The 10,506-nt window shown below is 37.3% G+C and carries 9 protein-coding genes; 1 reads left to right on the forward strand and 8 read right to left on the reverse strand.

Translation table 11 applies throughout. The features are described 5' to 3' along the window. Positions 1-569 precede the first annotated feature (569 nt). The 6 genes from eno to IKV95_RS05935 form a co-directional block, all read right to left on the reverse strand. Positions 570-1,865 carry a phosphopyruvate hydratase gene (gene eno / locus IKV95_RS05910; protein WP_029091894.1) on the reverse strand — a complete coding sequence of 432 codons (1,296 nt, stop codon included), beginning with the start codon at positions 1,863-1,865 and terminating at the stop codon, positions 570-572. 88 nt (positions 1,866-1,953) lie between these two features. Next, entirely contained in the window at positions 1,954-3,483 is a 1,530-nt protein-coding gene (gpmI, locus tag IKV95_RS05915; RefSeq protein WP_029091893.1) for a 2,3-bisphosphoglycerate-independent phosphoglycerate mutase, read from the reverse strand. Beyond that, positions 3,483-4,238, reverse strand: a complete 756-nt coding sequence (gene tpiA, locus IKV95_RS05920; protein WP_029091892.1) for a triose-phosphate isomerase — start codon at positions 4,236-4,238, stop codon at positions 3,483-3,485. The genes gpmI and tpiA overlap by 1 nt, the downstream gene beginning before the upstream one ends. A 38-nt stretch (positions 4,239-4,276) precedes the next feature. Further along, positions 4,277-5,458, reverse strand: a complete 1,182-nt coding sequence (locus IKV95_RS05925) for a phosphoglycerate kinase (protein ID WP_029091891.1) — start codon at positions 5,456-5,458, stop codon at positions 4,277-4,279. A 123-nt stretch (positions 5,459-5,581) separates the two neighbouring features. Beyond that, positions 5,582-6,598, reverse strand: coding sequence for a type I glyceraldehyde-3-phosphate dehydrogenase (gene gap, locus IKV95_RS05930; RefSeq protein WP_029091890.1), 1,017 nt, complete (start codon positions 6,596-6,598; stop codon positions 5,582-5,584). A 47-nt stretch (positions 6,599-6,645) separates the two neighbouring features. Then, positions 6,646-7,671 carry a sugar-binding transcriptional regulator gene (locus IKV95_RS05935; RefSeq protein WP_029091889.1) on the reverse strand — a complete coding sequence of 342 codons (1,026 nt, stop codon included), beginning with the start codon at positions 7,669-7,671 and terminating at the stop codon, positions 6,646-6,648. A 312-nt stretch (positions 7,672-7,983) separates the two neighbouring features. On the opposite strand from IKV95_RS05935, the gene IKV95_RS05940 reads away from it, so the two are divergent. Beyond that, a complete protein-coding gene (locus IKV95_RS05940; protein WP_029091888.1) occupies positions 7,984-8,184 on the forward strand; it encodes a hypothetical protein in 201 nt (66 codons plus the stop codon). A gap of 199 nt (positions 8,185-8,383) precedes the next feature. Here the strand turns inward: IKV95_RS05940 and IKV95_RS05945 are convergent, their stop codons facing one another. Then, complete coding sequence (locus tag IKV95_RS05945) at positions 8,384-8,692, reverse strand: TM2 domain-containing protein (protein WP_029091887.1); 309 nt, start codon at positions 8,690-8,692, stop codon at positions 8,384-8,386. 191 nt (positions 8,693-8,883) lie between these two features. Further along, positions 8,884-10,029: a hypothetical protein gene (locus tag IKV95_RS05950; protein ID WP_069127494.1), complete on the reverse strand. Its 1,146-nt coding sequence runs from the start codon at positions 10,027-10,029 to the stop codon at positions 8,884-8,886. Positions 10,030-10,506: the final 477 nt, after the last annotated feature.

Below are 10,506 nucleotides of genomic sequence, written 5' to 3' on the forward strand. Positions count from 1 at the left end.
TTTAATTTATCTGACTCCATGTTAACTCCTCATTTTTATTGGATCACAATTCACTCCTCAACTCAGCGATTGCGCATACCGTTGAATTTTTTTCAATCATAAATAGTAGGAATAAATTCATCTGAATGCTCTTTTTCTCAAATTAAATTCATAAAAAAATCTATAATTTAGTGCGTCGCTGACTACATGTCGCTAGCACACTAAATTATAGAACATGATATATATTTATAAATTAAAAATCAGATGAACACGTTGGGATATTAGCAAAAGATTAGTACTATTAAGTAATTAACATAAGGATTGGCACTCGCCTGCTCTAAGGAATTAACACTCAATTGCTTGAAGGTTTGTTACTCTCGTAAAGCGAATAAATTCGCAACGATAAAGGCATAAGGATTGGTACTCGCTTGCGCTCCGTCCCATACTGTCTTTGTAAGCTCATATATTCGCAACAATGTCAGCACCCCTACTGTTCTCGTAAAGCGGATAAATCCGCTACGATAACAGTAACAAGGACAACAAAAAAGCCTCACCCTTGCGGGAGTGAGGCTTTTCCTATTAATCATTTATTATTTGTTGATGTTGTAGAATGTTGCTTTACCATGGTATTCAGCTAAATCTTCTAATTCATCTTCGATACGTAATAATTGGTTGTATTTTGCAATACGGTCAGTACGTGATAATGAACCAGTTTTGATTTGTCCAGCGTTTAAAGCTACAGAGATATCAGCGATTGTTGAATCTTCTGTTTCACCTGAACGGTGAGAGATAACTGCTGTATAACCAGCACGTTTAGCCATTTCGATTGCATCAAATGTTTCTGTTAATGTACCGATTTGGTTAACTTTGATAAGGATTGAGTTAGCGATTCCTTTTTCAATACCTTCAGCTAATTTTTCAGTGTTTGTAACAAATAAATCGTCACCAACTAATTGAACTTTGTCGCCTAAAGCAACAGTTAATTCTTTGAAACCATCCCAGTCATTTTCATCTAAGCCATCTTCGATAGATACGATTGGGTATTTTTCGCATAAGTTTTTGTAAAGATCGATCATTTCAGCAGTTGTTTTTTCGCCTTCGCCAGAATCAGCTAATACGTAAACACCTTTTTCTTTGTCGTAGAATTCAGAAGAAGCTGCATCCATAGCAAGTAATACGTCTTCACCTGGTTTGTAACCAGCTGCTTCGATTGCTTCGATGATAACTTCAAATCCTTCTTCGTTTGAACCAAGGTTAGGAGCGAAACCACCTTCGTCACCTACAGAAGTAGCTAAACCTTTTGATTTCAAGATAGAAGCTAATGCGTGGAAGATTTCTGCACCCATACGTAATGCTTCTTTGAATGAAGGAGCGCCAACTGGCATAATCATGAACTCTTGGAAGTCGATGCTGTTATCAGCATGAGAACCACCGTTGATGATGTTCATCATTGGTACAGGTAATACTTTACCGTTTGTTCCACCAAGATATTTGTAAAGAGGCATACCTAATTCGTCTGCTGCTGCACGTGCTGCTGCAATTGAAACACCTAAAATAGCGTTTGCTCCGAGGTTACCTTTGTTTTTAGTACCATCTAATTTAATCATTAATTTGTCAAGTGCTGGTTGGTCAGTTACATCCATACCAATGATTTTTTCAGAGATTGTAGTGTTAACGTTTGCTACTGCTTTAGTAACACCTTTACCTAAGTAACGTGATTTATCGCCATCACGTAATTCAACTGCTTCATACTCACCAGTTGATGCTCCTGAAGGAACGATTCCGCGGCCAAAGCCACCTGCTTCTGTGAATACTTCTACTTCTACTGTTGGGTTACCACGTGAGTCTAAGACTTCGCGTGCATATACATCGATAATAGCTGACATAATATAATTCTCTCCTTTTAAGTTAAGTTATTTTATTTACATTTCTATTCTACCTTGTTTTTTCTCAAAAACAAAATCAAGTGATGTTTTATTTGATAATGAGTGATTCTCCAGTCATTTCAACTGGTTTTTTGACGTCTAATAAATCTAACATCGTTGGTGCAACATCCGCTAAGCGTCCGCCTTCACGTAATGTCACGCCTTTTTTAGTGACAATCACAGGTACTGGCACAGTTGTATGTGCAGTGTGTGGTTCGCCTTCAGGCGTTGTCATTGTTTCAGAATTACCATGATCTGCGAAGATAATCGCTGCTCCACCTTTTGCAAGGATAGCATCTACAACGCGACCAAGGTTTTCATCCACGGCTTCAATTGCTTTGATTGTTGGTTCAACCATACCTGAATGGCCTACCATGTCTGGATTGGCAAAATTCAAGATAATGGCATCGTTCTTATCAGCTTCGATGTCTGCAACCAGCGCATCAGCCACTTCATAAGCACTCATTTCCGGTTGTAAATCGTATGTTTCAACTTTTGGCGAGTTGATTAAAATACGACTTTCTCCCGGGAATTCCTCGTTACGTCCACCATTCATAAAGAAAGTAACGTGAGGGTATTTCTCAGTTTCGGCAATGCGTAATTGTGCTAACCCTTCATTTGATAACACTTCACCTAAAACATTAGTCATCGGCATTGGCGCAAACGCCACTTCCGCATCAATGCTTGGGTTATATAATGTCATTGTAATGAATTTCACGTTGTCGATATGTCCTTTACGATCAAAGAATTCCCATTCTTTGTCAGTGAAGGCATTTGATAATTGAATTGCGCGGTCTGGACGGAAGTTAAAGAAAATAACAGCGTCGTTCTCGCTAAGTTTTGCAACTGGTTGACCATCTTTTGTGATGACAGTTGGCACTACAAATTCATCTGTTTTTCCAGCAGCATAAGAAGCTTCAACTGCTTCTTTTGCGGATACTGCTGTTTCTCCTACACCGTTTGCGATAGCGTTGTATGCTTTTTCAACACGTTCCCAACGTTTATCACGGTCCATTGCATAAAAACGACCAGAAACTGTAGCAATTTCGCCGTAACCAAGTTTAGCAATAGCTTCATTAACAGTGTCAATGTAACCTAATGCCGAACGAGGTGCTACGTCACGTCCATCTAAGAAAAGATGTAGATAAACGTTTTTTACGCCTTGCTCTTTTGCTGTGCTTAATAGTGATAGCATATGATTAATATGGCTATGAACACCACCATCTGACAACAAGCCAAACAAGTGTAAGTTTGAATCATTTTCTTTCGTATGAGTAAAGGCTTTGTTTAGGATAGGGTTCGTTTGGAACTCACCGTCAGCAATTGCTTTATCAATACGAGTTAAACTTTGGTAGACGATACGTCCTGCACCAATGTTTGTGTGGCCTACTTCAGAGTTCCCCATTTGGCCTTCTGGAAGCCCAACATCTAAGCCGGCAGCTTTCAATTGACCATGTGGAAATTCAGCCATGTAACGATCGAAGTTTGGTTTATTAGCAAGTGCTACTGCATTACCTACAGTTTCATTACGTAAACCAAAGCCATCCAAAATAATAATTGCAACAGGGGATTTACTCATTATTTAGCACCTTCTAATAATGCTAAGAATGAAGCAGATTCAAGGCTTGCGCCACCAACTAAAGCGCCATCAATGTCGCTTTGAGCCATATATGATGCAATGTTTTCTGGTTTAACAGAACCACCGTATTGAATACGTACTGCTGCTGCAGCTGCTGGAGAAACAGCTTCTGCTACAACTTCACGAATAGCAGCACATGTTTCGTTTGCTAATTCAGCTGTTGAAGATTTACCAGTTCCGATTGCCCAGATTGGTTCGTAAGCAATAACAGATGCTTTTACTTGGTCTTCAGTTAAGCCAGCTAAAGCAGCTTTAACTTGTCCACCAACAAAATCATTTGTAATACCAGCATCACGTTGCTCTAATGTTTCACCACAGCAGATGATTGGTGTCATACCATGTTTTAAGATAGCATGCGCTTTTTTGTTAACAGCTTCGTCAGTTTCGTTGAAAAACTCACGACGCTCAGAGTGACCGATAACAACATAGTTAACGCCTAAATCAGCAATTGCGAATGGGCTGTTTTCACCAGTGAAAGCACCCTCATCTTCAAAATGGCTGTTTTGAGCAGCAACTCGTAATTCAGTTCCTTCTGTTAAACGACTAACTTCTTGTAAGAAAAGAGCAGGAACTGCTACAACTGAATCAATTTCAGTGTGTGACGGTACATTGCCTTTTACTTCTTCAATAAATTGTGCCGCTTTAGCAGCTGTTTTATTCATTTTCCAGTTACCTGCAATAATTGGTTTACGCATTAATAAAACTCCCTTTCAGCTTAAATGATTGTTCGTTCTTATTTGTTGTTTAATGCTTCAACGCCTGGTAATACTTTACCTTCGATAAACTCAAGTGAAGCACCACCACCAGTTGAAATATGGCTCATTTTATCTGCTAAGTGGAATTTTTCAGCTGCTGCTGCAGAATCTCCACCACCGATAATTGAGTATGCATCTGAATCAGCTAATGCTTGAGCAACACCTTTAGTACCGTCAGCAAACGCGTTTAATTCAAATACACCCATTGGTCCGTTCCAGATAACTAATTTAGATTCTGAAATGACTTTGCTGTATAATTCAACAGTTTTTGGTCCGATATCAAGAGCTTCCCAGTCAGCTGGAATTTCAGTAATTGGTACAACTTTACGCGGTACGTCTTCACCAAATCCATCAGCGACAACAACATCGATTGGCTCCAAGAATTTCACGCCTTTTTCTTCTGCTTTTTTAAGGAAAGAAAGCGCTAAGTCTTGTTTGTCAGCTTCAAGTAATGATTTACCAATTTCAAGGCCTTTAGCTTTAGCGAAAGTATATGCTAAACCTCCACCAATGATTAAGTTATCTACTTTATCAAGCAAGTTTTCGATTACGCCGATTTTATCTTTAACTTTAGCGCCACCAATAATTGCTGTGAATGGACGATCAGGGTTTTCCATTGCTTTGCTAAGCACTTCTAACTCTTTTTCCATTAAGAAACCAGCAACTGCAGGAATCTCATGAGCAATACCAGTTGTAGAAGCGTGCGCACGGTGAGCTGCACCGAAAGCATCGTTTACAAAGATATCTGCTAATGAAGCAAATTCTTTTGCTAATTTAGGATCATTTTTTGTTTCTCCTGGGTAGAAACGAACATTTTCAAGAACTAAAATGTCACCATCGTTCATTGTTTCAATTTCAGCTTTAACGCCAGCACCATATGCTTCATCTACTTTTTTAACTTCTTTACCAAGTAAGTCAGCTAAGTGTTTTGCTGGTTCGTTTAAGCGTAATTCTTCTACAACTTCACCGTTAGGGCGACCTAAGTGACTTGCTAATAAAACTTTAGCGCCGTTGTCTGCTAAATACTTAATTGTTGGTAACGCTGCACGGATACGAGTATCGTCAGAAATTTTACCATCTTGTAGTGGCACGTTAAAATCAACGCGAGTGAAGACAACTTTACCTTTAACATCGATGTCACGAATTGTTTTTTTGTTCATGTGTCATAGCCTCCAGTTTTATTATATAATTCATCGCTTTTAAACGACTATTGAACAAAAGCGGAAACTCTCGTTTCCGCTAATATTCATATCTTATGCGAATGTATATAGCTCAGATAGTTATTATTTAGATAATTTAGCAAAGTAAGCTAAAGTACGAACTAATTGTGCAGTGTATGACATTTCATTGTCGTACCATGCTACAGTTTTAACTAATTGAGTATCTCCAACAGTCATAACTTTAGTTTGTGTTTCATCAAATAATGAACCATAAGTAATACCTACGATATCAGAAGAAACGATTGGGTCATTTGTGTAACCGAATGTTTCTGGAATTGCGTCAGAAGCAGCTTTCATAGCAGCGTTTACTTCTTCAACAGTAACTTTTTTGTCTAAAACAGTTACTAATTCAGTTAATGAACCTGTAGGAACTGGAACACGTTGAGCAGCACCGTCTAATTTACCAACTAATGATGGTAATACTAAACCGATTGCTTTAGCAGCACCAGTAGTGTTTGGAACAATGTTAGCTGCAGCAGCACGTGCACGACGTAAATCACCGTTACGGTTTGGAGCATCTAATGTGTTTTGGTCACCTGTGTAAGCGTGGATAGTAGTCATTAAACCAGAAGTGATTCCGAAAGAATCTTCTAAAGTTTTAGCCATTGGAGCTAAACAGTTAGTAGTACATGAAGCACCAGAAACAACTGTTTCAGAACCGTCTAATTCACTGTGGTTAACGTTATAAACGATTGTTTTCATGTCGCCTGAAGCAGGTGCAGAGATAACAACTTTTTTAGCGCCACCTTTTAAGTGTAATTCAGCTTTTTCTTGAGTAGTGAAGAAACCAGTACATTCTAATACGATATCAACGCCTAAGTCTCCCCAAGGGATTTGAGCTGGATCTGGTTGAGCAGAAACAACTAATTTTTTACCGTTAACGTTGAAGAAACCATCGTTCACTTCAACTTCGCCGTCAAAACGACCTTGAGTTGTATCATATTTTAACAAATGTGCTAATTGTGAAGCATCAGTTAAATCGTTGATTGCCACAACTTCTAAACCTTCTACGTTTTGAATACGACGGAACGCTAAACGACCAATACGTCCGAAACCATTAATACCTACTTTTACTGTCATGAGTAAATTCCTCCTTCAATGATTGAAAGTTCTATATTTTAAAAGGGTTAGCCTTCTAAAAGCTTATGTGCCGCGCCCTCATCTGTGAATAATATCGCATGATAAGGGGCGTGTTTGACAAATGACGCGATGGCTTTCGCCTTGGACTTACCACCAGCACCAATAAAAACGTGTGGGATATTCGTTAACTCTCCAAGTTGTAATCCAATCGTCGGCACTTGATATACTACATTCCCTTTTTCATCAAAATAATAACCAAAAGCTTCACCAACGGCTTGCTTTTCTTTGATGATCTCGAGAGTGTTGTTACCTGAATGCCTACGCTGCGTCATTGTCACTGCATCCCCAATACCGTGTAGCACTGCATTTGCTGAATGCAACAAATTCAATGTATCACGTACTGTTGGTTCTGCAAGTAATGAGCGGTACGTCGATTCTGTCACTTGTTCAGGAACATAGAGTGCCCGGTGACGTGTGAGTGTTTTCTCAGCTAATCGAGAACAAATTGTGTTGGCTTGATTTCTTAAATCTTCACCTAAACCGCCTCGGGCTGGGACAAACAATAAATCGCGTCCGTTTGCAAAATTTGATGGTGCAATCCCAGCAATTTCAGCCATCGTTGTTCCACCATTGACGGCAATAACATCACCATCAATTAAAACTTTGTCCAATTCGTTAACCATTTCACGACACAGATCTTGTTTTACCCAAGATGCTGAGTCGCTATCGCCTTGAACAATGACCACTCTTGCGATGCCTAGCTTCTCAGCTAAAGCTTCTTCGAGTTGTCTGATTTCAGATGTTTCATCAATAACCGAAATCAATTGATGATACACTTCCTTACCTGTATCTGTGATAGACATGCCAGCAGACGCCATTGTAATCAGTTGTTGTTCCTTCAAAAAAGCAACTTCTGTACGTAAGACTCTTTCGGACATGTCGAGCATCTCTGCAAGCGCACGTCTTCCGATTGGCTGCGAAAAGTAAATCGATCTTAAAATCCGATATCTCTTTTGCATAACCATGAACATGTCTGGTACTAAACGTTTTTGAACTTTCAACAAATCATGCATGTTCAGGCATCCCTCGCTATCTGGACGTTTTTTGACCCAGCGGTCATTTTCGCGTCCCACTATAGGTAAAAAAAATGAAACACTATAAGTTGTACCTGTGCAACAAGTATTAACTTACACCATTATAATAACAGATATAACATAATATTTCAACTAGTAACTAGAATTAATCGTAAAGCTACTGACAATAAAAGTACACATTCAAGCTATCTCTTCTCTGTTGAGTCAACGCTATGCAAAGATATTATGATATGACATCTCATAATCCACATGTTACTATAGAAGAAAGTGATTTTTAGAGGGGGTTTAAACATGGCTTGGCTAAAAAAAGGCTGGTATTATATCTTACCCATATTAGCATTGGTCTTCACTGCACTCAGTGACCAAAAAATAGATCGTAGTTTATTGTTAATTGTTATCGGTGTGCTTCTATTAATGGTATTAATGGATATTAGTAAATACCGTATGTCTCAGGCAAAGAAAAAAACACCTGTTGATAAAAAACAGAAATAGCCCAAGGTGTTAGCGACCTCTCGCTAGCGCTTTTTTTATGCTGTAAATTAAGAAGAACAACCGCACTGTACTGTTTTTTCACCTAAAGTACGATATTTTGCATCAAAAAACACTTCTTACGCATTCAGAAAACTGAATTTACAAGAAGTGTTTTTGTTTATCACATTTTACTGTGATAATTTAATACGACTAGCATCACTTAGTTTTGTTCACGTGATGCAATAATTTCATTTGTTAATTCTGCTTCAATAACAGCGTTGTTCTCTTTTACAATACCTGGGATTAAGAATAAATCAACGATTACCCATACACCTGTTATTAATCCGAAAGAAAACAAACCGATGATTAACATCGCAATAGCAGATCCTTTACGACCTAAATAAAAACGATGGATTCCTAAAATACCTACAAATATTGCTAAAACATATGCTAAAACGATATTTTTTCCCTTTTTTGCAACTTCAGAATTAACTAAAAGTTGTTCTTCAATACTTAAATTATTATTCATTATAGATTACCCCCAATAAGTTAGTTTAACCTATCTAACGTTACTATAAAAAGCCCTATTATACAATAGTATTTTAAAAACATTATACATAATAATCATTTTCGGGCTATTTCGAACTCGATTATTAGTATCTATCTAACTTTTCATTCTTATTTTCTTAGCTGAATTAGTATTTTGAAATCAAACTAAACTCAATACTTGATTACGAAATCCAATAAATGCGGATAATCGACCTTGAATTTATTTTCAATATGTAAGGTTATATCGTCTAACGTTAGTAAGTCAGCTGAATCCCCCTTTTCGCCCAATATGTATATCTCATCTTTGGTGTTATCATATGACATTAAACGTATCGATTCATACGAACCTTTGATAGGTATTTCTTTAAAAGATAAAGTATCTATATCTATTAACAAAAGAAGCGCCGTTTTTGAATGAGATACCGTATATAACGCCTCATGTTTGTTGATAAATAACGGTTTATTTTCAATATCAATACTATAGCCCTTATCGAGCTGTTCAGACGTTAAAAACTTGTGATGCGTAACGCGCATGTCTTTATCATACTTATAGAAAACACCACTATCAGATAAGAAGAACATAAAATCATCATTTGTATAAAAAGGTAGATACGAAGCAGTCGTATCATTCTCAGGATTTAAAAATTTAAATTCCCCCGTTTCTAGATTAGTTGAAACAATGCCCTTCCCAGTGAACTCATCTTTTTTATTCAATGTAAGATTAGCACCATAAAACACATTATTATTAAACCCTAGTAACGGTGTATATGCCGGTGAAGCACCATAAGGCGTTTCGACAGTTTTTTCTGAATCGATATTAGAAATAGAAACATTGAAAAGACCATCCTTTTCGTTTTGCTCTCCCGTTTCATGCGATAAAATAGTTGAAAAATTCAACTGTTTACCATAGTGAAAAACATTAGACACCCCTAGCGGTTCCTTAAAGTAGTCTATTTTTTTCTTTGCAAAAGTCTTTGTATCTAAATCAAACTCATAGAAAAAATTTTCGATTTTTGCCTCACCAAATAAACTCAAATAAATTGTATTGGGATAAAGCGGATTTTGAAAAGGTTCTGCGCGTCTAAAATCAGCATCCTCAATCGAAAAAACGTTTATAACTTCACCTGCATTATCCACTTCTTTTACATAGGTTTTCGACTGTGACACCCTATTATCAGACGGATAAAATAAAAATAAATTACCTGATGAACCCGGCTTAAAGTTCGTTATTTTTTCAGACGGAATTCCCTGTGTTTTGGGTTGAGAACATCCAGCTAAGATAACGATGAAAATAAGCAAAAGAATTTTCAACTTCATAAGACACCCCTTCTATTAAATTTAAAAACTAGTAAGCGGACGGTAATTTCGAACCCCAATTTTTAACTTCTCTTGTGTTTAAATCATCTTTAATATTTGATGGCGTTACATAAAAATTCAAGATATCAGCTCTCAGATCATATCCTTGTTTATCCCACATTTTGTGAGTAAGTTTCGAACAATACCAACTGGATTCATTAGTCAAAGCTGTTTTAAGTTTATAAGGCTCTCCTTTTTGCTTTAAGCCCTATGCAACTGCCGATTTTCTTTTAGCTGTTGTCGCATTTTTTCCTAATTTAGAAGTTACTTTATATTGTTTGATTTTACTCGCACCTTTCCACAGGTTTGTTCTGTTCCAGTTTTGCAGCAGTAATACTAGCCGTATATTTGTTGCACTTATAAACCACTTTAACATATGAATAAATATAAATACCTATTAAAAAATGACCTTTAATCATTTATAGTTATCAAAAAAAA

The organism is Brochothrix sp., from assembly GCF_017549435.1.
GTDB lineage: Bacteria > Bacillota > Bacilli > Lactobacillales > Listeriaceae > Brochothrix > Brochothrix thermosphacta.

What these genes read in the sequence shown, in the direction of transcription:
- eno (WP_029091894.1), bottom strand. Translation starts at nt 1,865, where the DNA reads ATGTCAGCTATTATCGATGTATATGCACGCGAAGTCTTAGACTCACGT.
- gpmI (WP_029091893.1), bottom strand. Translation starts at nt 3,483, where the DNA reads ATGAGTAAATCCCCTGTTGCAATTATTATTTTGGATGGCTTTGGTTTA.
- tpiA (WP_029091892.1), bottom strand. Translation starts at nt 4,238, where the DNA reads ATGCGTAAACCAATTATTGCAGGTAACTGGAAAATGAATAAAACAGCT.
- IKV95_RS05925 (WP_029091891.1), bottom strand. Translation starts at nt 5,458, where the DNA reads ATGAACAAAAAAACAATTCGTGACATCGATGTTAAAGGTAAAGTTGTC.
- gap (WP_029091890.1), bottom strand. Translation starts at nt 6,598, where the DNA reads ATGACAGTAAAAGTAGGTATTAATGGTTTCGGACGTATTGGTCGTTTA.
- IKV95_RS05935 (WP_029091889.1), bottom strand. Translation starts at nt 7,671, where the DNA reads ATGCATGATTTGTTGAAAGTTCAAAAACGTTTAGTACCAGACATGTTC.
- IKV95_RS05940 (WP_029091888.1), top strand. Translation starts at nt 7,984, where the DNA reads ATGGCTTGGCTAAAAAAAGGCTGGTATTATATCTTACCCATATTAGCA.
- IKV95_RS05945 (WP_029091887.1), bottom strand. Translation starts at nt 8,692, where the DNA reads ATGAATAATAATTTAAGTATTGAAGAACAACTTTTAGTTAATTCTGAA.
- IKV95_RS05950 (WP_069127494.1), bottom strand. Translation starts at nt 10,029, where the DNA reads ATGAAGTTGAAAATTCTTTTGCTTATTTTCATCGTTATCTTAGCTGGA.